Origin of the sequence: Mycobacterium avium subsp. avium (genome assembly GCF_009741445.1) — a bacterium.
GTDB lineage: Bacteria > Actinomycetota > Actinomycetes > Mycobacteriales > Mycobacteriaceae > Mycobacterium > Mycobacterium avium.
The window spans coordinates 2,941,487-2,964,348 of sequence record NZ_CP046507.1 but is presented as its reverse complement, the minus strand read 5'-3'; the positions used below and the strand labels follow the sequence as shown (position 1 = coordinate 2,964,348).

At 67.7% G+C, this 22,862-nt stretch carries 23 protein-coding genes; 12 read left to right on the top strand and 11 right to left on the bottom strand.

Annotated features, from left to right (window positions below; genetic code table 11):
- On the top strand, positions 1-1,200 hold the full coding sequence (locus MAA44156_RS13670) for a CoA transferase (protein WP_003873178.1): 1,200 nt from the start codon (positions 1-3) through the stop codon (positions 1,198-1,200).
- A gap of 57 nt (positions 1,201-1,257) precedes the next feature.
- On the opposite strand, the gene MAA44156_RS13665 is transcribed toward MAA44156_RS13670, so the two are convergent.
- Positions 1,258-2,463, bottom strand: a complete 1,206-nt coding sequence (locus tag MAA44156_RS13665) for an IS110-like element IS901 family transposase (RefSeq protein WP_009974923.1) — start codon at positions 2,461-2,463, stop codon at positions 1,258-1,260.
- A gap of 231 nt (positions 2,464-2,694) precedes the next feature.
- Between MAA44156_RS13665 and MAA44156_RS13660 the strand changes: the two genes are divergently transcribed.
- Both MAA44156_RS13660 and MAA44156_RS13655 read left to right on the top strand, forming a co-directional pair.
- The gene (locus MAA44156_RS13660; protein WP_003873177.1) at positions 2,695-3,888 is read left to right on the top strand and encodes an acyl-CoA dehydrogenase family protein; all 1,194 of its coding nucleotides are present in this window, start codon (positions 2,695-2,697) and stop codon (positions 3,886-3,888) included.
- A 6-nt stretch (positions 3,889-3,894) separates the two neighbouring features.
- The gene (locus MAA44156_RS13655; protein WP_009975769.1) at positions 3,895-4,581 is read left to right on the top strand and encodes a GntR family transcriptional regulator; all 687 of its coding nucleotides are present in this window, start codon (positions 3,895-3,897) and stop codon (positions 4,579-4,581) included.
- Here the strand turns inward: MAA44156_RS13655 and MAA44156_RS13650 are convergent.
- Positions 4,578-5,531, bottom strand: a complete 954-nt coding sequence (locus MAA44156_RS13650) for a GlxA family transcriptional regulator (protein ID WP_009975770.1) — start codon at positions 5,529-5,531, stop codon at positions 4,578-4,580. The two genes, MAA44156_RS13655 and MAA44156_RS13650, sit on opposite strands and share 4 nt — an antisense overlap.
- Before the next feature lie 76 nt (positions 5,532-5,607).
- On the opposite strand from MAA44156_RS13650, the gene MAA44156_RS13645 reads away from it, so the two are divergent.
- From MAA44156_RS13645 to MAA44156_RS13635, 3 genes are all read left to right on the top strand, one after another.
- A complete protein-coding gene (locus MAA44156_RS13645; protein ID WP_009975772.1) occupies positions 5,608-6,264 on the top strand; it encodes a DJ-1/PfpI family protein in 657 nt (218 codons plus the stop codon).
- Positions 6,265-6,573, top strand: a complete 309-nt coding sequence (locus MAA44156_RS13640; protein WP_009975774.1) for a hypothetical protein — start codon at positions 6,265-6,267, stop codon at positions 6,571-6,573.
- Between the two features lie 73 nt (positions 6,574-6,646).
- Positions 6,647-7,009 (top strand): Rv1352/Rv1906c domain-containing protein, encoded by a 363-nt coding sequence (locus tag MAA44156_RS13635; protein WP_009975775.1) that lies wholly within the window; start codon positions 6,647-6,649, stop codon positions 7,007-7,009.
- Here MAA44156_RS13635 and MAA44156_RS13630 read toward each other — a convergent pair.
- From MAA44156_RS13630 to MAA44156_RS13605, 6 genes are all read right to left on the bottom strand, one after another.
- Positions 6,985-8,541, bottom strand: a complete 1,557-nt coding sequence (locus tag MAA44156_RS13630) for a class I adenylate-forming enzyme family protein (protein ID WP_009975777.1) — start codon at positions 8,539-8,541, stop codon at positions 6,985-6,987. The two genes, MAA44156_RS13635 and MAA44156_RS13630, sit on opposite strands and share 25 nt — an antisense overlap.
- Entirely contained in the window at positions 8,534-10,108 is a 1,575-nt protein-coding gene (locus tag MAA44156_RS13625; protein WP_009975779.1) for a class I adenylate-forming enzyme family protein, read from the bottom strand. The genes MAA44156_RS13630 and MAA44156_RS13625 overlap by 8 nt, the downstream gene beginning before the upstream one ends.
- Entirely contained in the window at positions 10,098-11,558 is a 1,461-nt protein-coding gene (locus MAA44156_RS13620; protein WP_009975783.1) for a class I adenylate-forming enzyme family protein, read from the bottom strand. The genes MAA44156_RS13625 and MAA44156_RS13620 overlap by 11 nt, the downstream gene beginning before the upstream one ends.
- Entirely contained in the window at positions 11,558-12,364 is an 807-nt protein-coding gene (locus tag MAA44156_RS13615; RefSeq protein ID WP_029248428.1) for an enoyl-CoA hydratase/isomerase family protein, read from the bottom strand. The genes MAA44156_RS13620 and MAA44156_RS13615 overlap by 1 nt, the downstream gene beginning before the upstream one ends.
- The gene (locus MAA44156_RS13610; RefSeq protein WP_009975785.1) at positions 12,355-13,167 is read right to left on the bottom strand and encodes an enoyl-CoA hydratase/isomerase family protein; all 813 of its coding nucleotides are present in this window, start codon (positions 13,165-13,167) and stop codon (positions 12,355-12,357) included. Before MAA44156_RS13610 ends, MAA44156_RS13615 begins: the two co-directional genes overlap by 10 nt.
- A gap of 104 nt (positions 13,168-13,271) precedes the next feature.
- On the bottom strand, positions 13,272-14,093 hold the full coding sequence (locus MAA44156_RS13605) for an enoyl-CoA hydratase/isomerase family protein (RefSeq protein WP_009975786.1): 822 nt from the start codon (positions 14,091-14,093) through the stop codon (positions 13,272-13,274).
- Positions 14,094-14,270: 177 nt separating this feature from the next.
- On the opposite strand from MAA44156_RS13605, the gene MAA44156_RS13600 reads away from it, so the two are divergent.
- Complete coding sequence (locus tag MAA44156_RS13600; protein WP_009975788.1) at positions 14,271-14,963, top strand: hotdog family protein; 693 nt, start codon at positions 14,271-14,273, stop codon at positions 14,961-14,963.
- 34 nt (positions 14,964-14,997) lie between these two features.
- Here MAA44156_RS13600 and MAA44156_RS13595 read toward each other — a convergent pair whose 3' ends face one another.
- Positions 14,998-16,203 carry an IS110-like element IS901 family transposase gene (locus MAA44156_RS13595; protein ID WP_009974923.1) on the bottom strand — a complete coding sequence of 402 codons (1,206 nt, stop codon included), beginning with the start codon at positions 16,201-16,203 and terminating at the stop codon, positions 14,998-15,000.
- Between the two features lie 231 nt (positions 16,204-16,434).
- Between MAA44156_RS13595 and MAA44156_RS13590 the strand changes: the two genes are divergently transcribed.
- Positions 16,435-17,325 carry an enoyl-CoA hydratase/isomerase family protein gene (locus MAA44156_RS13590; RefSeq protein WP_009975789.1) on the top strand — a complete coding sequence of 297 codons (891 nt, stop codon included), beginning with the start codon at positions 16,435-16,437 and terminating at the stop codon, positions 17,323-17,325.
- 19 nt (positions 17,326-17,344) lie between these two features.
- Here the strand turns inward: MAA44156_RS13590 and MAA44156_RS13585 are convergent, their stop codons facing one another.
- Positions 17,345-18,148 carry a TetR/AcrR family transcriptional regulator gene (locus MAA44156_RS13585; protein WP_009975791.1) on the bottom strand — a complete coding sequence of 268 codons (804 nt, stop codon included), beginning with the start codon at positions 18,146-18,148 and terminating at the stop codon, positions 17,345-17,347.
- A gap of 180 nt (positions 18,149-18,328) precedes the next feature.
- Between MAA44156_RS13585 and MAA44156_RS13580 the strand changes: the two genes are divergently transcribed.
- Both MAA44156_RS13580 and MAA44156_RS13575 read left to right on the top strand, forming a co-directional pair.
- Positions 18,329-19,126 carry an SDR family NAD(P)-dependent oxidoreductase gene (locus MAA44156_RS13580; protein WP_009975793.1) on the top strand — a complete coding sequence of 266 codons (798 nt, stop codon included), beginning with the start codon at positions 18,329-18,331 and terminating at the stop codon, positions 19,124-19,126.
- Between the two features lie 44 nt (positions 19,127-19,170).
- On the top strand, positions 19,171-20,187 hold the full coding sequence (locus tag MAA44156_RS13575) for a dihydrodipicolinate synthase family protein (protein ID WP_023879827.1): 1,017 nt from the start codon (positions 19,171-19,173) through the stop codon (positions 20,185-20,187).
- A gap of 53 nt (positions 20,188-20,240) precedes the next feature.
- Here the strand turns inward: MAA44156_RS13575 and mbp1 are convergent, their stop codons facing one another.
- On the bottom strand, positions 20,241-20,483 hold the full coding sequence (mbp1, locus tag MAA44156_RS13570) for a microaggregate-binding protein 1 (protein ID WP_003873164.1): 243 nt from the start codon (positions 20,481-20,483) through the stop codon (positions 20,241-20,243).
- 311 nt (positions 20,484-20,794) lie between these two features.
- Between mbp1 and MAA44156_RS13565 the strand changes: the two genes are divergently transcribed.
- Positions 20,795-21,619, top strand: a complete 825-nt coding sequence (locus MAA44156_RS13565) for an enoyl-CoA hydratase (RefSeq protein WP_009975795.1) — start codon at positions 20,795-20,797, stop codon at positions 21,617-21,619.
- A gap of 19 nt (positions 21,620-21,638) precedes the next feature.
- On the top strand, positions 21,639-22,841 hold the full coding sequence (locus tag MAA44156_RS13560; protein ID WP_003873162.1) for an amidohydrolase family protein: 1,203 nt from the start codon (positions 21,639-21,641) through the stop codon (positions 22,839-22,841).
- Positions 22,842-22,862: the final 21 nt, after the last annotated feature.

The window sequence follows — 22,862 nt, the reverse complement described above, 5'->3', positions numbered from 1 at the left end:
ATGACCGATCCGCGGCTGCCCCTGCACGGCCTCAGCGTGGTGGAGGTGTCCAGCTTCGTCGCCGCGCCGTTGTGCGGCATGACGCTGAGTCAGCTCGGCGCGGAGGTGATCCGGGTCGACCCGATCGGCGGCGCTTCCGACGTGCAACGCTGGCCGCTGGCGGCGGACGGCACGTCGATCTATTGGACCGGGCTGAACAAGGGAAAGCGTTCGGCCACCATCGATTTGCGGTCCGCCGAGGGCCAACGGCTGGTGCAGCGACTGATCGTGGAGGGCGACGGCGTCGTCGTCACCAACGCGGCGGGCCTGTCCTGGCTGAGCCACGATGCGCTGGCGGCGCTGCGCGCCGACGTCATCCACGTCCAGCTACTCGGTCGCGGCGACGGCTCCACCGGCGTGGACTACACCGTCAACGCCGGCATCGGCTACCCGCTGGTCACCGGCCCGGCCGAGCACGCCGGCCCGATCAACCACGTGCTGCCGGCCTGGGACGTGTGCTGCGGACTGTATGCCGCGCTGTCCGTCGTCACCGCCGTCCACCGCCGCGAGCAGTCCGGGGCCGGCGCGCGGATCAGCCTGGCGCTGGAGGACGTCGCGCTGGCCACCGCGGCCAACCTGGGGTTGCTCACCGAGCCGCAAGTCGTCGGCACCCAGCGCGAACGGTTGGGCAACGCCATCTACGGCCAGTACGGGCAGGACTTCACCAGCCGCGACGGAGCCAGGTTCATGGTTGTCACGTTGACCGGTCGGCATTTTCGCGACCTGCTCGACGTGACGGGCACCGGCGCGGCGGTGTCGGCGCTCGCCGATGCGCTGGGTGTCGACTTCGGCTCCGAGGGCGAGCGCTACCGGTACCGCGACGTGCTCTCCGGTCTGTTCGCCACCTGGTTCGGCGATCACACCGCCGACGAAATCACCGCCGCGCTGTCGCACACCACCGTGCTCTTCGAGCGGTACCGCACCTTCGCCGAGGTCGCGGCGGGGCCGAAAGTCACTGCCAATCCGCTGTTTTCCCGATTGCACCAGCCCGGCCTGGGCGACTACTTCGCGCCCGGATTGCCGGCCGCGTTCGACGGCACCCATCCCGCCGGCGCGCCCGCCCCCGCCCTGGGGCAAGACACCGCCGAGGTCCTCGCGCGGCTGGGGCTCACCGCCGCGGACATCGAGCGGCTGGCCGACGCCAAGACCATCGCCTGCTGAGCAACCGAAGGGAATCTCAATGAGCGTGTCAAGCGGTGAGGACGCCCGGTGAGTGCGTCAGGCAGCTGCCACGGTTGGTTGCTGGGGTTGCCAGGTTCTGTTGTCGCGCAGCAGTGCCCACAGGACGTCGACGTGGCGGCGTGCCAGGGCAAGCAGGGCCTGGGTGTGGATATGGTTCTCGGATCGTTTGCGGTCGTAGAAAGCCCGCGAGGGACCTTCGATCTTGAGGCTGGACAGGGCGGCGAGGTAGAACACGCGGCGCAGGCGCCGGTTGTAGCGCTTGGGCCGATGCAGATTGCCGGTGATACGGCCGGAATCGCGTGGGACGGGTACCAATCCGGCGAACGATGCCAGTCGGCCGGGGTTGGTGAAGGCGGCCATGTTGCCGCCGGTGATTACGAGGAACTCAGCGCCCAGGTGTGGCCCCATGCCGGGCATCGACTCGATGATGGCGGCGCTGGGATGCTCACGAAATTTGTTGGTGATTTGCTTATCGATGTCCTTGATCTGCCGATCCAAGTCCAGCAGCCGTGCTGCGAGTTGCTTGATGAGCGCGGCGGTTCCGGCTTCGCCGGGAAGGGTGATTATCTGGCCTGCTGCCGCGGCGAGCGCCTTGTCGGCGATCGTGTCGATGTTGTTGGGCCATGCCCGGTTTTTCCGAAGGTGCTTGATCACGCCAGCTCTTTTTGCCGACCGGATTTCGCCCGGAGTGCACATAGCGGATACCAGGATCAACGGCGCGCGGGTGGAGTAGTCGAACGCAGCTTCCAGAGCAGGGAAGATGGCGGTGAGCATCGAGCGCAGCCGGTTCACGCCTCGCACCCAGTCAGCCATCAGATCCGACCGGTATGCGGTCAGCGACCGCAATTCGGCAACCAGGTCTTCGCCGGGTACGACCGGGGACAGATCTCGTCGGTGCCGAGCGGTTTCGGCGATTACCCGCGCGTCTTTGGCGTCGGTCTTGCCTTCGCCGCGGAACGCATGACTCATCGTGTTAACCGTGCGGCCCGGCACATACACCACCTCGGCTTTCGCGCTCAGCAGTACGGCGATCAGCAGCGCCGCCGGCGGCGAGGTCAAATCGATCGCCCACACCACGTGGTTAGCAATCCGGCCGCCCTGGGCGATCAGGTCTTCGATCGCGGCCTGTTCGTTCGGGATTTTCTTCGACCACACCACCTTTCCGGTGTCATCGATCGCGCACGCATGATGAGTGGACTTACCGACGTCGATACCCACCCACACTCGGTCGGGTTCGGCCATACCGCTACTCCTGTCGTCGCAGTCCCCGCGGACAACCCCGCCAACAGGTCCTTAGAGCAGCGTCATCGAGTACGCGTCAGATCTCAATCAGTGGCCAGGACCGTCCAAAACGGCAGGGCGGCCATTCCTTTCAAGCAACAACCGTTGCAACAACACATTAGCCACACCCCACCGTCCTGGGCATCCAGGACATCCAATCCCAGACCCCTTCAACCCTAAGGAACGCAGCACATGACCAGACTGGCCCAGACCCTCGGGTTGACCGAATTCCAGACCGAGATCATCGCCACCGTACGGCAATTCGTCGACAAGGAAGTCATTCCCCACGCCGCGGAACTGGAACGCGCCGACACCTACCCCCAGGACATCGTCGACCAGATGCGCGACATGGGGCTGTTCGGGCTGATGATCCCGCAGGAGTACGGCGGATTGGGCGAGTCGCTGCTGACCTACGCCCTGTGCGTGGAGGAGCTGGCCCGCGGCTGGATGAGCGTCTCCGGTGTGCTCAACACCCACTTCATCGTGGCCTACATGCTGCGCCAGCACGGCACCGACGAACAGAAGCAGCGCTTCCTGCCGCGGATGGCGGTCGGCGAGACCCGCGGCGCGTTCTCGATGTCGGAGCCGGAGCTGGGCTCCGATGTGGCCGCGATCCGGACCCGCGCCCGGCGCGATCCGGACGGCGGCTACACCATCGACGGCCAGAAGATGTGGCTCACCAACGGTGCCACCTCGACGCTGATCGCGGTGCTGGTGCGCACCGACGAGGGCTCGGACAAGCCGCACCGCAACCTGACCGCGTTCCTGGTCGAGAAGCCGGTCGGGTTCGGCGAAGTCGTTGCGGGCCTGCGGATTCCGGGGAAGATCGACAAGCTGGGCTACAAGGGCATCGAAACCACCGAGCTCATCTTCGACGGCTACCGGGCGGCCGCCGACGACATCCTCGGCGGCACGCCGGGGCAGGGCTTCTTCCAGATGATGGACGGCATCGAGGTGGGCCGGGTCAACGTCTCGGCCCGCGCGTGCGGTGTCGCGATCCGCGCCTTCGAGCTGGCGGTGCGCTACGCGCAACAACGCGAGACCTTCGGCAAGCCGATCGCCGAGCACCAGGCCATCGCGTTCCAACTGGCCGAGATGGCCACCAAAGTCGAAGCGGCACACCTGATGATGGTCAACGCCGCACGTCTGAAGGACTCGGGGGAGCGCAACGACGTCGCCGCCGGAATGGCCAAATACCTGGCCAGCGAATACTGCGCCGAAGTGACCCAGCAGAGTTTCCGGATCCACGGCGGCTACGGCTATTCCAAGGAGTACGAGATCGAGCGGCTGATGCGCGACGCGCCGTTTTTGCTCATCGGCGAGGGCACCAGCGAGATCCAGAAGAACATCATCAGTAAGCGGCTGCTCGCCGAATACCGGGTGTAGGCAACGATGAGCGTTCCGGATTTCGCGGCCCGACCGCAACTTTCCGACGACGTCGCGCATCTGATCCGCGGCCGGATCTTTGACGGCAGTTACGCCGCCGGCTCCTATGTGCGGCTGGATCAGCTGGCCGCCGAACTCGGGATCAGCGTCACACCGGTGCGTGAAGCGCTGTTCGCGCTGCGCGCCGAGGGCCTGATCAGCCAGCAGCCCCGGCGCGGCTTCGTTGTGCTGCCGGTCACCCGGCGCGACGTCACCGACGTGGCGAACGTGCAGGCGCACGTCGGCGGTGAGCTGGCCGCGCGTGCGGCGGTCAACATCACCGACGACCAGCTGCGCGAGCTCAAACAGATCCAGGCGCAGCTGGAGGACGCCTACGCCGGCGACGAGCACGAGCGCACTGTCCGGCTGAACCACGAATTCCACCGGGCCATCAACATCGCCGCCGACTCACCCAAACTGGCGCAGCTGATGTCCCAAATCACCCGCTACGCACCGGAATCGGTGTTCCCTGCGATCCCGGGCTGGCCCGAGCAGTCGATGAAGGACCACCGGCGCATCTTGTCCGCGCTGAAAAAACGGGACGACAAGCTGGCCCGCGCGGCGATGTCGGAGCACCTGGCCGCCGGTGCGGTTCCGCTGATCGATCACCTGATGTCGCGCGGCGTGGTGACCGATCAGAGCGGTCGGGCCTAGCGGCCGCCGGCGGCCCGGTCGCGAAACGTGCTGCGGTAACTTCGCGGCGACACCCCGGCCAATCGGCGAAACTGCTCGCGGAAATTCGTCGCCGACGTGAAACCGACTTGGCGCGAGATGGTTTCGACGCTGTCCGAGGTGCTTTCCAGCAGTTGTTGGGCATGTCGGATCCGGACGTTGTTGACCCATTGCATGGGTGTATGACCCGTCTCTTGTTTGAACCGGCGATTGATCGTTCGTTCGCTGCTGGATGCCCGTCGTGCGATGTCGCGCAGCGTAAGCGGCAGGTGCGCGTTCTTCTCGATCCAGATCAGCAGGCCGTCGAGCTCCGTGTTGGCGATGCGGCGGTTGCGGATGATGAATTGTGCTTGGCCGCCGTCGCGATGCAGCGGGGTGACCGCCAGGCGCGCGGCGTCGGCGGCCGCGGCGGAACCATAGTCGCGGGCGACCATGTGCAAACACAGGTCCAGACCCGCGGACGCCCCGGCGGAGGTCAGGACCTGCCCCTCGTCGACGTAGAGCGCGTCAGCGTCGAGTCGGACGTTGGGGTAGGTCGCCGAAAACAGTTCCGCCGCCACCCAGTGCGTGGTCGCCCGTTTGCCGTCGAGTACACCCGCCGCAGCCACGGTGAAGGCCCCGCTGCAAATGGAGGCGATACGGATTCCCTTGTGGTAGGCCGACTTCAGCGCGGCGGTGACGTCCTCGCGGACCACCGCCGTGACGTCGTTGCGACCCGGCACGACGATGGTGTCGGCGTTGGCGAGCTCGTCCAAGCCGAAGTCGGTGGCGATCCGAATCGGCCCGGCCGCGACCACGGGCTCGCAGCCGCAGACGCGCACTCGGTAGCCCGGCGCCCCGCCGTCGAGCCAGACGCGGCCGAACACCTCGATGGCAATCGCGAGGTCGAACGCGATGGCATCGGGCTCCGCCAGGATCGCAACAGCGTGCATGGTTTGGCAATATACCGGCGTAACGTGGCAGCCTTGCCACTGGCGGCGGCGGGAGGCGGCCGGCGAGCATTGCCGGGTGCATGCGCAAATCGTGTTGTACGACGGGTTCGACCCGCTCGACGTCATCGCCCCGTTCGAAGTCCTGGCCGCCGGCGCGGCGATGGTCGCCGGTGAGCTCGCGGTGACATTGGTTGCGGCCGAAGGGCCGCGCAGCGTGATCAGCGGTACGTGCGGGCTCGCGCTGGCCGCCACCGCCGCCCTCGATCCGTCTCGCCCCGGCTGGGTGATCGTGCCCGGCGCCAGCGGGCCCACCGTCGGTGACCCCGACGACGGCGTGGAGACCATCCCGGTGTTGCTGGCTCGTGCGGCCCAGTCCGAACTAACTCCGCTGCTGTGCAAGGCATTTGGTAATCCCGACGTGACCATGGCGGCGGTGTGTGGCGGTTCCCTCGTGATGGCGATGTCCGGCCTGATCGAAGGGCGCCGCGCGGCGACCCATCACCTGGGTTTGGAATTGCTCGAGGCCGCTGGCGTGCGCGCGGTGGCCGCCCGCGTCGTCGACGACGGCGACCTGGTCACCGCCGGCGGCGTGACCTCGGGGCTCGACCTGGGTCTGCACCTGTTGGAGCGCTGCTACGGACCCCGAATCGCCCACGCCGTCGAGGAACTCTTCGAATACGAGCGCCGCGGCACCGTGTGGCGGCCCGTGGGCCGAGAGCCGGCGGGGGTATAGGTGGGCATCGAAGGAGACTGGGACGTGCGCATCAAGACCCCGATCGGCACGCTGGCGGTGCTCTACACGTTCAGGCGAGTGCGCGACGAGCTTGTCGGTACGGCAACCTATAGGGGCGAAATCGTTGCGCTGCAAGATGTTACGAGCGAGGTAGTCGGCGGCGGCACCCGGCTCACCTGGCGCCAATCGGTGACCAGGCCCATGCGACTCAACCTGGACTTCGACGTGCTGATCGACGGTGACGTTCTCTGCGGACACTCGCGCGCCGGGCGGCTACCGCGTTCGGCCGTGTCCGGCACTCGTCGGTAGCCGCCATCTCTTGTCGCGCAGCCGGGTTGGGCATACGCTGCCATCGGGGTGGGCAACGAACGGAGGCAACGAGATGCCCGCAAAGCTTCGCGCGTCGGCCCTGTTGGCTGTGGCCGCGACGGCGATTGCGCTCGCGGCCCCGGCCTTCGCCGACCCGATGGACCCCATTCCCGGCACCGGTGTTTTCGTGGTGGGCCCCGACATCGCCCCGGGCCTCTACCACACGGGCGGCTCGGGCTCGGCCTTCGGGGTCTGGATCAACAATGTGCCGACCCAGGACTCGATGTGTTCGTGGTTCACCTACAGCACGGCGGACGCGAACAAAGAGCATGTGCTGCAGACGAATACCTCGATCGGCCCGATGTATGCGAACATCAACTCCGCGGTCAAGGCGTTCGAGTCGCAGAACTGTCAACCCTGGACACGGGTTTCCTGACGCCGGTCGGCGTCGGCGAGCAGCTCGCGCAGCCGGCGCACGTCGACCTTGCCGGTGACCCCGCGCGGCAGGTCGTCGTCGGATCGCAGCACCAGCCACACACTGGGAACCTTGAAGGAGCTCAACAGGTTTCGCGCGGCGGCGCGCAGTTGTGCGGCGGTCAACTCACGGCACACCACCGCCGCGCCCACCCGGTCACCCGTGGCGCCCGGCACATTGGTGACGACGGCGCCGTCCACCCCGTCGATGGTGCGTAGCGCGCGCTCGACCTCGCTCGGGTAGACGGTGGCGCCGCTGACCTTGAACATGTCGTCGGCGCGCCCGTGGTAGAACAAAAACCCCGCGTCGTCGAGATGACCCAGGTCGCCGGTGGGGTAGAAGCCGTCGACGGTGAACAACTCTTCGCGGCTGCGGCCACACATGCCGCGCAGCGTGTGCGGTCCCCGGATCTGGATGATGCCGGCGGTCCCGGCCCCGACCGGCGCGCCGGTGTCGGGGTCGACGATGCGGACTTCCATGCCGTCGAACGGCTTTCCGCAGCTGCCCCGCGCCGAAACGGGCATGTCGGTGTCGGCGGGGTAACCGCTGTACGGGCCGAACGCCTCGGTCATGCCGAAAAGTGTGGCCCGGGCGCCCGGTCGGGCGCGCTGTTCGGGCGGCAGCAGGGCTTGCAGGCTTCCGGGCCGCAGCGCCGAGAGGTCGGCGCCGACGGTGCCGGCATGCCTGGCCAGGGTCTCGGCCTGGTCCGGCCAGCCCCGAAACAGCGTGACCCGTTCGCTTTCCAGCAATCGCAGGGTGGTCTCCGGTCGAGGGATTTCCTCGGTCACCAGGGTGGCGCCGGCCAGCAGCGCGGACAGTATTCCGCTGCCGAAACCGCCCACCCAGAAGAACGGCATCGGCAGATACAGACGGGAGTCGGCGTCGATGCAGCGGGCCGCGAGGCCGGATTGCACCGCGCCCAGCGCGCTGCCGTGCGAGTGCCAGACGCCCTTGGGCGTTCCGCTGCTTCCCGAGGTGAACATGATCACCAGCGGGTCCGCGGGGGTGACGGTTTGGGTCATGGCATCGACGATCTGGCCGGCCCGCGCGCCGGCCGCGGCGGCGTCGAGCTGTTCGGTCGGCCAAACCTGTTGCAGCGCTGGCAGTTCGGAACGCACCGCCGCGACGTCGTCGAGGTAGCGGTGACCGCGGAATTCGTCCACGCTCACCAAGAACTGCACGGCGGCGACCCGCAACTGCGCGACGAGTTCACCGGCTCGCAGCAGCGTGCTCAGCGGTACCAGGACGGCGCCGATGCGGGTCAGGGCGATGGCGATCAGCACCCAACGGGTGTTGTTGGGCATGATCAATCCCACCCGGGTGCCCTTGCCGACGCCGGCCTGCACGAACACCGCGGCGAGTTCCCTTGTGGCGGTGTCGAGTTGGTCATAGGTGATGCGGTAACCCGGGTCGATCACCATCGGCTTGCCGCCGAACTCGACGCCGCGCGACCTGACCAGGCGATCGATGGTGGGTGTGCTCGCCTCAGGCATCGAACAGCTTCCTCAGTTGCCGCAGGTCGACCTTACCGCTGGACAGCAGTGGGACGTCGGCGCGGCGCAGGGAAGCGAACCGCCGGGGGATCTTGTACGCCGACAGTTCGGATTTGAGTCGTTCGCGCAGCGCGTCCGGATCGAGGGCGGCCCGGTCATCCGGCCACACCACCGCGGCGGCGACCAGCTGGCCGCGCCGGGCATCGGGAATCCCGACCACGTAGGCGGTCGCGCCGCCGGTGACCGCCGCGATCGCCTTTTCGACCTCGACCGCCGAGACGTTGGCGCCCGCGGTCTTGATCATCGCGCCCAGCCGCCCGGCGAAATAGAAGTATCCGTCGGCGTCGGCGCGCACCAGATCGCCGGTGTGGAACCAGCCGTCGGGGTCGAAACACTCTTCCCGGCTCCGTTTGTGGTACCGCTGCATCAGATACGGCCCGCGGATGCACAGTTCGCCCACCTCACCCACCGCGACGGCGGCCCCGGTGTCGGGGTCGAGGATCCTCGCCTCGAACCCGGGCGCGGGTTTGCCGAACGAGCCGCGCCGGTGCTCGGGCTGGTCGGCTTCGTCGTCGCCGATCAGCACCACCCCGCCGGCCTCGGTCATGCCCAGCATGTTGTGCCGCAGTTCGGGGTCGGCGGGCCGCGCCTCGACCGCCATGATCGGATACAGGTTCCCCCGCCGCATCGACGACAGATCGCGGTCGGCAAAGCTCGGGTGCTCGGCCAGGTGGGCGATCCCCGCGCTGAAACCGTTGGTCATGGTGGGCTTTTCGGCTTCCAGCAGGTCCAGAGTCGCCCCGGCGTCGGTGGCGTTGGAGCATATCAGCGTCGATCCGGCCACCAGTGTGGCCAGCAGTCCGAAGGCGAACCCGCCGATCCAGAAGAACGGTGAATTGCAGAACAATCGGTCGTCGGCCGTCAAACCCCGGATTCCGTTGAGGTTGCGCTGGTGTTCCAGCAGCGCACCGTGGGTGTGCACCACCCCCTTGGGGGTGCTGGTCGACCCGGAGGTGTACACGATGGCCAGCGGATCGCACGCCTGCACGTCGTCCTCCATCGCGGCCAGCAGTGCCGGGTCGATGCCGCCGCCCGGGGCGCCCACCGTCTGCGGGGCGAACAGCACCCGGCGCAATTGCGGCGCCGCGGTGCAAAACAACCGGCGGCCGGGATCGAAGTCGGTCTCCGACACCGCCTCGGACAAGCGCCGCGCATAGTCGTGCGAGCGAAAGGAGCGGGCGCTCAACAGGATCTCGACGTCGCTGTCGAGAAGCTGCTCGCGCAGCTCGCGCACGGTGACGAACGTCGAGAACGGCACCACCACGGCGCCGATCCGGGCCGCCGCCAGCATCGCGACGACGAACCGCGCACCGTTCGGGTGGAGCAGCCCGACATGCGTTCCCTTGCCGGCGCCAAGGGCGATCAGCCCCCGGGCGAGTTCGGCCGATCGGACGTCGGCCTCGGCGTAGCTGATCCGTTCGGCGTCGCAGATCAGCAGCGGGTGGTCGCCGCGCCACCGCGCCTGGTGCCGCAACGTCGCGCCGACCGTCGCGAAATCACCGGGCATGGTCGCGCAGTACCGTCGGCCGCTCGGCGAAGTAGCCGCGGACCGCGGCCAGGTCGGCCTTGCCGGACGGGGTTCGGGGCAGGGCGTCGACGATCGCGATCTCGGTGGGAATCTCGTAGCGCGCCAAGCGCTCTCGCAGATGCTCGACCAGTGCGTCGGTCGTCGACGGCGCGCGGAGTTCGACCATGGCCACCGGCGTCTCTCCCAGTCGTGGGTCGGGCCGGGCGACGACGGCCGCACCGGCGACCGCGGGGTGGCTTTCCAGCGCGGCGCGCACGTCGTCGGGCATCACCTTGAACCCGCCGCGAATGATCGCTTGGTCGGCGCGCCCGACGATCCAGACAAACCCGTCGGCGTCGATGCGCGCCATGTCGGTGGTGCGCAGCCAGTCCGCGTCGGGCCCCAGCTGCCCGGGCTTGACCTCCATCAGCCCGATTTCGTCCGGCCCCAGCGGTGTTCCGTCCTCGGCGACCACCCGCAGCGCCGCGCCCGGGTTGGCCCGGCCGACACTGCCCCGTTTGACCCGCCAGTACCGCCGGTGATCGGCGAGGGTCCAGCCCGCCACGCCGCCACCGAATTCCGTTGCCGCATAAGAGGTCAGCACCGGGATGCCGTACTTCTCGGTGAACGCGCCGGTCGTCAGCGACACGGTCAGCGCCGCGGTGCCGCACGTGACGACCTGGATGCTTTCCAGATCGGCGCGCGGCAGGTCGGAGTGCAGCACCGTGCGCAGCGCGGCGGGCACCAGCGACACCGCGCGGGGCCGGTGCCTGCGCACGGCGGCGGCCCAGGCGTTCAGCTCGAAGCGTTCCAGCAACACGAATGGCCTTGCGTCGGCGATGCATTGCAGCACGCGGAACACCCCGCCGATGTGCACCAGCGGAGAGTTCACGATGGCGACGCCGCGCCGCGGTTCGGTGGGCGCCGGTGCGGTGCCCGGCTCGACGCCCAGCACGCTGCGCGCCAGCATGTCGTAGCCCAGGTCGATTCGCTTCGGTGGGCCGGTGGTGCCGCTGGTCAACATGCGCACCGCCACACTGCGCGGCGCGGCGGCGGGCGGGGCGGCCGGCCCCGGCGGGTCGGCGAGGCGCGAGATCGGCATCGTCGGGGTGTCGTCGGTCACCAGGGCGGCCAGATCGTCGGGCTCGCCGATGATCAGGGGCAGCCGCAGCCGCGCCAGGTCGGCCCTGGTGCGCTCGTCGCCGCGGGACGGGTTGACCACCACGACCGTTCCGCCGCCCAGCAGCACGCCCAGGAACGCCGCCACCTGCCAGGGCCGGTTGCGTAGCAGCATCCCCACCTCGGTGCCGGTGGTGCGAGCGGCCACCTGTCGCGCCGTCGCGCCCAGCTGTGCCCAGGAAAACCATTGGCCGCCATACTCGATGGCGCGGCCGTGCGGCTCGAGGTCGAGCACGTCGGCGATGCGCTGGACAAGGGGATGACGCGGCATCAGCGGATCTTCGGTGTGCGTGCCGCGCCGCGTGCACCGGCGTCCCGGCCGGCGGCCAGCTCGGCGGTGCCCAGCGGATTGCCCAGCCGGGTGTAGATGAGGCCCTGCTCCATCGCCGCGCGATACGGCTTGTCCAGTGATTCCCAGATCGCCTTCACCGTGCCCGCGGTCGCGGTCGGGGGCTTGGCGGCGATGGTCGCCGCGATCTCGTGGGCCCGGTCCCAGAGCCGTTCGGCGGGAACCACTTCCGTCACCAGGCCGATCCGCAGCGCGGTGTCCGCCCCGACCCGTTCGTCGTTGCCCATCAGTGCGATCCGCAACGTCTCGCCGAGCCCGATGCGACGCATCAGGCCGACCGGTTCCAGGGCACAGACCAGGCCGGCCGACACATGCGAATCGAAAAAGGTGGCGTCCTGCGAGCAGATGACCACGTCGGACTCGTTGACGAAGTAGAACGCGCCCGCGGTGCACATGCCCTGGACCGCGCACACCACCGGCTTCCACATCTTCTGCCACTTCGGGCTCAGGGCTTCGCCGGGATCCTCGTGGTTCCAGATGTTTTCGGGCTGACCGTACGGCGTCTTGATGTCCAGCCCGGCGCTGAACGCCCGGTCGCCGGCGGCCCGCAACACCACCGCGTGCACCGCGTCGTCGAGCTTGACCAGGCGCCACGCCTGAGCCATCTCGGCACACATGGCGCGGTTGAACGCGTTGAGCTGCTCGGGCCGATTCAGCGTGATGGTGGCGACGTGGTCGGTGGCGTCCACCTCGAGCAGGATGGTGTCGAACCGTGCGCTCATCGGCATTGCCAATTCGGTTGGCGCTTCTCCACGAAGGCCCTCGGTCCTTCGGCCGCGTCCTCGGTTCGCAACACCCGCTCGCGGAAGGTCTCGGCGAGGATCTCCGCCTCGTGCAGCGGCACGTTCAGCCCCTTGAGGATGGCCAGCCGGGTGCCCCGAACGGCCAGCGGCGCATTGGAATTGACGATGTCGGCGATCTCGTGCGCCCGCTCCAGCAGCCGGTCGTGCTCGACGATCTCGCTGATCAGCCCGAGCTCGTAGGCGCGCTGTGCGCTCATCCGCTCGTGTTTGCCCATCAACGCCATCCGCAGCGCGATCGAGCGGGGCAGCACCCGCGACACCCGGACCAATTCGCGGCCGGCCACCAGGCCGATACTGACGTGCGGGTCGAAGAAGGTGGCCCGCTCGGACGCGATCACGATGTCGGTCGTCGTGACCCAGTCCATGCCCGCGCCGCAACAGATTCCGTTCACCGCGGTCAGCACCGGCTTGGCCATGGTGCGAAACGGCGGCGTCCCTTCCTGCGGGGCCTCCCATTGGTCGTAGGTCGACAAATACGGCCGCTCGTAGATCACCTTGCCGTCTTCGGGGATCTCCTTGACGTCGGCGCCCGAGCAGAACGCGCGGCCGGTGCCGGTGACGACGAGCAGCCACACCCTGTCGTCGTTCTCCGCCTCGTGGTAGGCGGCCCGCAGTTCGGTGATCATGTGCGGGCTGAGCGCGTTGAGGGCGTCCGGGCGGTTCAGGGTGATGGTCGCGGTGTGCCCGTCGACCTCGTACTTGATCGTGTCGAACGAATCAACGGGCATGAGTCATCCCTTCGTATCCCGGCGCCACCGAGCGTGGGCCGTATGTACGGGTGGGCGCCGCTTTTCGTGCATGGCGCCCACGCTCGACGCCCCGGCGCCTGTAGTCAGCGGCCACGGAAATCCGGGTCCCGTCGCTGCCGGAACGCCTCCAGGCCTTCCTTGAAATCACTTGTTCGGCAAGACAATTCCAGATTGAACAACTCCTGGGTCAGCGACTGGCTCAGCGTTGCGTGCTGACCGAAGCTCAGCGCCTGCTTGGCCAGGCCGAGCGCGGCGGTCGGTCCGGCGGCCAGCCGGCCCACCAACTCCTCGGCGGCGTCGTCGAGTTCGGCGCCGCCGACCGCCCGGTGGATCAACCCCCAGTCGGCCGCGTCGCGCCCGCCGACCTTCTCGCCCAGCAGCAGCATTCGCCGCGCCCGCGCCAGGCCGACCAGCCGGGCCAACAACCAGGTGGATCCCGAGTCGGGGCTGAATCCTCGCTCGACGAAAGGCTCCCAGAACACCGCGTCGGCGGCGGCGACGGTGAAGTCGGCGGCCAGCGCCAGATTGCAGCCGAACCCCACCGCCCAGCCGCGGACACTGCACACCACCGGCAGCTGGATGCCGGCGACGAGCTCGATCACCCGGTGCGCGGCGTGGGGGATGCGGCGCACCAGATCACCGGCGCGCGGGCGGGGCCCGCCCGGATCGTTGACGGCCACCCAGTCGGCGCCGGCGCAGAAGTCGTCCCCGGCGCCGACGATGTGGACGACGCGCAGCGAATCGTCGGAGGCCGCGGCGGTCAACGCATCGACCAGTGTGGCGATCATCAACTGCGTCAACGCATTACGCCGCGACGGGCGATCGAGCGTGAGGCGCAGCACCGCACCCTGGCGGTGCACCGCCACCGAACCCTCGGCTGCGGCCGCGTCGGCCCCCTGACTCACCGTCGAATCCGGCCTTTCTTCACCGATACGGTTACCCATACAGTAGGCAATACGATTGATACGCTGTATAAGTTAGCAAGGATACGCTGCCTGCGAAACAACCCCGGTGAAAGCCGGTGACAGCGCGACCCGCGCGGGCGGCGACGCACAGCGAAGCGACGAGGAGGAGCGGCGCCGATGACGATCGAGGAGGGGCAGGCCGCACCCGCGTCGGCGCCCGGCGGTGACGCCCGGTTCGGCGAGGCGCCGCTTGCCCAGACGGTGGCCGCGGCCGCCGCCATCCGGCGGCTCAGCTCGCTGCTGGTGTCCCTCGAACATCCGCACCCGGCGGTGGACGCCATGCTGGCGAAGTTCACCGAGTGGGAGAGCGAACTGTCGGCCGCGGCACCGGCGGACAATGCGCCGCGCATCGGGGAGATGCCTGATGACCCGCGGCGGGTCTATCTGAACCACGCCACCGACATCGGTGCCTACAACCCGTGTTTCCCCGAGTACCGGTTCACCGGGCTGGATGCCGAAAAGGCAACGGGGCGTGTGGACTTCCCGCTGGTCTACGAAGGGCCGCCGGGGCTGGTGCACGGCGGATTCCTGGCCGTGTTCTTCGACTGCGTTATCCAGCACCATAATTGCGTCACCGGCCGGTCCGGGAAGACCCGCTCCCTGGCCGTGACGTTCCGCCGGCCGACGCCGGTGCTGACCGAGTTGGCATTCGACATCACTCGGTCGCAGGGCGAACGGGGCATCACCTCGACCGCACGGCTGTTGCTCGGCGACGACGTGCTGTGCACCGGCGAGGTCAACACGTTGGCGTCGCGCCCGGATCAGCTCGCCGGGTCGCGATTCGGCCGGCGCCGAAAGGAATCTCAATGAGCGTGTCAAGCGGTGAGGACGCCCGGTGAGTGCGTCAGGCAGCTGCCACGGTTGGTTGCTGGGGTTGCCAGGTTCTGTTGTCGCGCAGCAGTGCCCACAGGACGTCGACGTGGCGGCGTGCCAGGGCAAGCAGGGCCTGGGTGTGGATATGGTTCTCGGATCGTTTGCGGTCGTAGAAAGCCCGCGAGGGACCTTCGATCTTGAGGCTGGACAGGGCGGCGAGGTAGAACACGCGGCGCAGGCGCCGGTTGTAGCGCTTGGGCCGATGCAGATTGCCGGTGATACGGCCGGAATCGCGTGGGACGGGTACCAATCCGGCGAACGATGCCAGTCGGCCGGGGTTGGTGAAGGCGGCCATGTTGCCGCCGGTGATTACGAGGAACTCAGCGCCCAGGTGTGGCCCCATGCCGGGCATCGACTCGATGATGGCGGCGCTGGGATGCTCACGAAATTTGTTGGTGATTTGCTTATCGATGTCCTTGATCTGCCGATCCAAGTCCAGCAGCCGTGCTGCGAGTTGCTTGATGAGCGCGGCGGTTCCGGCTTCGCCGGGAAGGGTGATTATCTGGCCTGCTGCCGCGGCGAGCGCCTTGTCGGCGATCGTGTCGATGTTGTTGGGCCATGCCCGGTTTTTCCGAAGGTGCTTGATCACGCCAGCTCTTTTTGCCGACCGGATTTCGCCCGGAGTGCACATAGCGGATACCAGGATCAACGGCGCGCGGGTGGAGTAGTCGAACGCAGCTTCCAGAGCAGGGAAGATGGCGGTGAGCATCGAGCGCAGCCGGTTCACGCCTCGCACCCAGTCAGCCATCAGATCCGACCGGTATGCGGTCAGCGACCGCAATTCGGCAACCAGGTCTTCGCCGGGTACGACCGGGGACAGATCTCGTCGGTGCCGAGCGGTTTCGGCGATTACCCGCGCGTCTTTGGCGTCGGTCTTGCCTTCGCCGCGGAACGCATGACTCATCGTGTTAACCGTGCGGCCCGGCACATACACCACCTCGGCTTTCGCGCTCAGCAGTACGGCGATCAGCAGCGCCGCCGGCGGCGAGGTCAAATCGATCGCCCACACCACGTGGTTAGCAATCCGGCCGCCCTGGGCGATCAGGTCTTCGATCGCGGCCTGTTCGTTCGGGATTTTCTTCGACCACACCACCTTTCCGGTGTCATCGATCGCGCACGCATGATGAGTGGACTTACCGACGTCGATACCCACCCACACTCGGTCGGGTTCGGCCATACCGCTACTCCTGTCGTCGCAGTCCCCGCGGACAACCCCGCCAACAGGTCCTTAGAGCAGCGTCATCGAGTACGCGTCAGATCTCAATCAGTGGCCAGGACCGTCCAAAACGGCAGGGCGGCCATTCCTTTCAAGCAACAACCGTTGCAACAACACATTAGCCACACCCCACCGTCCTGGGCATCCAGGACATCCAATCCCAGACCCCTTCAACCCTAAGGAGTCCGACACATGACCGCCTCGAGCACCTCCGACGATCGCGTGCTCTTCGACGTCGACGCCGAGCACCGCATCGCGACGATCACGCTGAACAATCCCAAGCAGCGCAACTCCTACGACGCCGCCATGCGCGAGGCCATCGCCCGCTGCCTGGATCGCGTCGCCGAGGACGACGACCTCACCGTCGTGCTGCTGCGCGGGGCCGAGGGGGTCTTTTCCACCGGGGCCGACATGAACAACGCCTACGGCTGGTACGGCACGTCACGCAACGCGGACGAGTCCACCCGGCGCCGCCCCAGCCAGCGTCGGCGACTCACGGTGGACCGCAAGTCTTTTGGCTTCTACCACAATTTCATGGGCTTCCCGAAGGTGACGGTCGGCGAGATCGCCGGCTACGCGCTCGGCGGCGGCTTCGAGATGGCGCTGATGACCGACATCTCGGTGATCGCGCGGGACACCAAGATCGGCATGCCGGCCACCCGCTTCCTGGGCCCCGCGCTCGGCAGCCTGCACATGTTCTTCCACCGGCTGGGGCCGGTGCTGGCTCGGCGCCTACTGCTGACCGGCGACATCATCGACGCCGGGCAGGTCGAACACCTCGGAATCTTCACCGACACCTGCGATCCCGCTGCGGTGACGGCCCGGGCGCGCTACTGGGCCGAGAAGGCGGCGAAGATGCCCGCCGACGGGGTGGTGATCGCCAAGGAGGCCTTCCGGCTGGTCGAGCAGAGCCAGGCGTATCAGGGCGAGGAGGTCGCCAGCTATCTGTTCCATGCCTTCGGCACCAACCTGCAATTCGCCCCGGGGGAGTTCAACTTCGTCAAGACCCGCGCCGAGCACGGCGCCAAGGAAGCGTTCCGGCTTCGCGACGAGCACTTCCACGTGCCGGAACCCGAGGCGTGACAAGCCTTTTCGGGAACGGTCAGCGATTCGCCGGCGCCTTGGTGCGGCCCCGCGCGGCCGACGACTTGGCGGGCTTGCGCTGCCGCGACGGCCCGGCCTTAGCGCCCTTACCCTCCTCGATCAGCCGGCTGGCGTGGTCGAGGATGCAGGTCAGGCCGTACTCGAAATTGGTTTCGTCGGGCGCCCCGATGCGATGACCGATCCGGGTCACTTGAGCCAGCAGCGGGGTCTTTTCCGGATCGATGGCAACGGCGTCCTCGATGGCGCGCGGCCCGACGTCGGACGACTGATTCTTTTCGTAGAGCCGTTGCAGCACCACCGAACCGCGCACGTGAACGGAGATCGCCGAGTAGGTGTCGAACGCGTCCTCCGGTGACAGGCCGGCCTGCACCAGATTGGCCACCGCTTTTTCCATCTCCTGGGCCCCCAGCCGCGCCGCCTTGGGGCTCAGCGCCGCCCGAATCAGAATCAGGTCGCACAGAATGGGGTTGCCCATGAACGTCTTACGCATCAAACGGGCGTGATTTCGCAACGTCTCGCGCCAGTCGCTGGCTTCGACGTAAGGGGTGGCGAACACGTACTTGCTCAGCGCGCGGTCGGTCATGGCGTTGAGCAGGTCGTCCTTCTTGCGGAAGTACCAGTAGATGCTCGTCACACCGACACCGAGATGTTTGCCCAGCAGCGGCATGCTCAGGTTGTCGATCGACACCTGCTCCGCGAGTTCGAAAGCGCCGGTGATGATGTCATCGGGATTGATGGACCCGCGCTCGCGTCGTTGGCGCTTGTCGGCGGTTGCCTGTTTTGCCACTACGGGCACCTCCATCAAAATCTGTTCCGTGCATGCGGTCCGGCGGCGGCGCAGCCGGTAAACTCGAATTTACCGGTTCCTCGGTTCTGACCTGCGTATACGCTTACGTGTCGCAATTTCCCTCTGCTACTGTAATACCTATCGTAGGCTTTTTGGTAAATCGGCTGGACAGGCGAAAATGACCAGGCTAGAGCAATGGATCTAGGGCTGGCCAATGCCGCCGCGGTGGTGGTCGGCGGCAGCCGCGGGATGGGGTTGGCGACGGCGCGCTGCCTGGCCGATGAGGGCGCGCGGGTCGCGGTGATCGGCCGCAGCCGCGACGCCCTCGACTCGGCGGTGACCGATCTCACCCGACGCGGCAGCCCGGACGCGCTCGGGCTGGTCGCCGACATCGGCGACGACGCCGCGGTGGGCCAGGCGTTCGGCGAGCTCGCGCGGCGCTGGGACGGCGAACTCAATGCTCTGGTGATCACGGTGGGGCCGGGCGCGGCCGGCACGTTCGAGGACCTGACCGACGAGCAGTGGCGCCAGGCCGTCGAGGACGGGGTGCTGGGCATGGTGCGCTGTGTCCGTGCGGCACTTCCGCTGCTGCGCAAGGCGCAATGGGCGCGGATCGTCAACTTCTCGGCGCATTCGACGCAGCGTCAAAGCGTGCTGCTGCCCGCCTACACCGCGGCCAAATCGATGCTGACGAGTGTTTCCAAGAACCTGTCCCTGCTGCTGGCCAAGGACGAGATCCTGGTCAACGTGATCTCGCCGGGCAGCATCGCGTCGGAATCGCTGGTGGGCTGGGCGAATTCGGTGGGCGTCGACGGGCGCGACCCGTACGCCCTGATGGAGGCGATCGGCAAGCATTTCGGTCATCCCGCGCACATGCCGCGCGCCGGCCTGCCGGAGGAGATCGGACCGGTCGCGGCGTTCCTGGCCTCACGACGCAACTCCTACATGACGGGCGCCAACATCAACGTCGACGGCGGTTCGGACTTCACCTGAACCGGCGGTGAAAGAAAACGATTGGCAGACAAAAGGAGTCGACTGTGGCTACGGCAGCAGACGCGCGCACCTGGGCGCGCGGCGCATTGCGGGGGATCGGTGACTCCCTCTACACCCCGTTCTGCGGACCGGACGGCGACGACATCGACTGGGACGCCTACCGGGAACTGGTGCGCTACTGCGTCGGCGATCTCGGCCACCCGATGTTGTGGTGCACCAGCGGCATCGCCGAGTTCTGGGCCCTGACCCTCGATGAGCGAAAACGCCTGCTGGAAGTGGCAATCGAAGAAGGACGCGCCGCGAATCCCGACGTGGTGATCCAGGCCTGCACGGCGGCCATGTCGGCGAAGGACTGCGTGGAGTTGACGCTGCACGCCCAGCAGGTGGGCGCCGACATCGCCTACATCCAGACGCCGATGATGGAGGCCCACGGCGGCGAAGGCGTGTTGCGCTTCTTCGAGTATGTGGCGGCGCGCACCGACATCGCCCTGGGCATGTTCAACTCGCCGTCGTCGGGCTACGTGCTGACGCCGGCCGAAAGCGCCCGGATCTATCACGAGGTTCCCGCGGTGTGCGCCACCAAGGAAGGCGCCTTCCGGCCGGGGGCCAGCCGGCTGCTGCACGAGCTGGCACCCGGCCTGGTGCTCTGGGAATGCGACAAGACGGTGTACCGCGCCGGGTGGCTGCGCGACGGGATCGTGTGCCCGGCGCAGCTGGGTACCGCCGGCTACCTGTTCGAGACCCCGCAGCGCCGATTGTTCTCCGAATATTGGGATTTGGTGCAGAGCGGCAAGCTCATCGAGGCGATGGACTACGGCCGGGAATCCGGGTTGGACCAGTTCGACCTGGACGTCGGGCCGTGGTGGACCTGCTACCCGGGCAGGGCCGATTACTTCACCCACTGGGGCGGGGCGTTCAAGTACGCCGCCTCGCTGCTGGGGCTGCCGACCGGCGCCTACCCGCACTCGCGTCCCCCGCAGGCCGAGCTGCCCGCCGAGGCCAAGGCCCAGATCGAGAACGCCTACCAGCGGCTGGGCCTCCTGGCAACGGCGTTGCGGTAGAAGCGGTTACACGGAAACGGGCCCGGTCGTCGACCGGGCCCGCCTCGCGTCACTCACTGTTGCTGTTCGGCCCGTTCGCGCTGCTCGTAGGCCTTGGCCTTGCCCCGGGCCTTCTCGGCGGCGGCTTCCTTCTTGCCGGCGCTGCGCTGAGCATCCGCCTTGTCCTGCTGGGCCTTGCCCTGCTCGATCAGGCCGTTGTGGCCGATGATGATGCCGATGACCTGCTTGGCCCTGCCCAGCACGTCGTCGACGATGCCCTGCACCAGCTCGACCGGGCCGCTCTTGACGTCAACCATTGCGTCTCCTTCCCCCATGATGGTCGGTTCTTTCCACGGACGTTCCCGTCGTCCCGCCGGGGGCAAACATGGCGCCGGCGTGGCCCTCGCCACAACGACTGCGCTCCGCGCGGCCGGGCCGTCAGCACCCGGCGGTACCCACGGCAGCCACGTGGCCGGCGCGGCAGGCGGCGCGGCGAAAATCGCAGATTAGTCCCGGTTCACGCGCGCCATACCGCAGTTGTGGAATGCGCTACCGATAGGTATACAGTATGGGTACAAACTTGCCTGCCGGGTCAGCCCTGCCGGGTCAGCTGTGAGGGGACGCCTTGATGAGTGCCGCCGACCATGTGGTCACCGACGAGGCGGTGCTGTACCAGACCACGGAAACCGGCGTTGCGGTCGTGACGTTCAACCGGCCCGAGCGGCTCAACGCCTGGGGACCCGACATCTCGAGCGGCTTCTACGCGTGCATCGACCGCGCCGAGGCGGACCCCGCGGTCCGGGTGATCGTGTTGACGGGCGCCGGTCGGGGGTTCTGCGCGGGCGCCAACCTGGGCGGCGCGGGATCCATCGATGCGAAGCTGGGCGACGGCGACACCGACGTCACCGCGTTGGTCGGCGATCGCCATCCCCACTTCCTGACCGCACTGCGCAAACCGATCATCGCCGCGATCAACGGCGCCTGCGTCGGCATCGGGCTGACCCACGCCCTGATGTGCGACGTGCGGTTCGCGGCCGCCGGCGCCAAGTTCGCCACCGCGTTCACCCGCCGGGGACTGATCGCCGAGTACGGCATCACCTGGATCCTGCCGCGGCTGGCCGGCTGGGGCGCGGCGATGGACCTGCTGTTGAGCGGGCGCACCTTCTTCGCCGAGGAGGCCGCAAAACTCGGGCTGGTCAACGAGATCGTCGCACCCGACGAGCTGATGGCCCGCGCCCTGACCTACGCCGACGACATCGCCCGCAACTGTTCGCCGGCGTCGCTGGCGGTGATCAAGCGGCAGGCCTACGACGACGCGCTGCGCGACGTCGTCGACGTCAGCGCCCGCGCCGAAACCCTCATGCACGAGTCGCTGCAGCGCCCCGACGTCATCGAGGGCATCACCAGCTTCCTGGAGAAGCGGCCGCCGCGGTTCCCACCCCTGGCCACCTGACCCGCCGGAAAGGATCATCATGACCGCCCTGAACTATCGCGTGATCGACGTCGACAACCACTATTACGAGCCGCTGGACTCGTTCACCCGCCACCTCGACAAGAAGTTCAAACGCCGCGGCGTCCAGATGCTCAGCGACGGCAAGCGCACCTGGGCGGTGATCGGCGACCGGGTCAACCACTTCATCCCCAACCCCACCTTCGACCCGATCATCGTGCCGGGCTGCCTGGACCTGTTGTTCCGCGGCGAGATCCCCGACGGCGTCGACCCGGCGTCGCTGATGAAGGTCGAGCGGCTGGCCGATCACCCCGAGTACCAGAACCGCGACGCCCGGATCGCGGTGATGGACGAGCAGGACATCGAGACGGCGTTCATGTTGCCGACGTTCGGTTGCGGGGTCGAGGAGGCGCTCAAGCACGACATCGAGGCGACGATGGCGTCCGTGCACGCGTTCAACCTGTGGCTCGACGAGGACTGGGGCTTCGACCGGCCCGATCACCGGATCATCGCCGCGCCCATCGTCTCGCTGGCCGATCCGACCAGGGCGGTCGAAGAGGTCGACTTCGTGCTGGCCCGCGGCGCCAAGCTGGTGCTGGTGCGCCCGGCGCCGGTGCCCGGCCTGGTCAAGCCGCGGTCGCTGGGCGATCGCAGCCACGACCCGGTGTGGGCCCGGCTGGCCGAAGCCGGGGTGCCGGTGGGATTTCACCTGTCCGACAGCGGCTATCTGCACATCGCGGCGGCCTGGGGCGGCAAGTCGACGTTCGAGGGCTTCGGCGCGAAGGACCCGCTGGATCAGGTGCTGCTCGACGACCGGGCGATCCACGACACGATGGCCTCGATGATCGTGCACGGCGTGTTCACCCGGCACCCCAAACTCAAGGCGGTCAGCATCGAAAACGGTTCGTACTTCGTGCATCGGCTGATCAAGCGGCTGAAGAAGGCGGCCAACACCCAGCCCCAGTACTTCCCCGAGGACCCGGTGGAACAGCTGCGCAACAACGTGTGGATCGCCCCCTACTACGAGGACGACCTGCCGGAGCTGGCGCGGGTCATCGGCGTCGACAAGATCCTGTTCGGTTCCGACTGGCCGCACGGCGAAGGCCTCGCATCGCCGGTGTCGTTCACCGCGGAACTGAAGGGATTCAGCGAGTCCGACATTCGAAAGATCATGCGGGACAACGCCCTCGATCTGCTCGGCGTGCAAGTTGGCTCGGCCGCCTGAGTATCCGGAACCGACGACGCC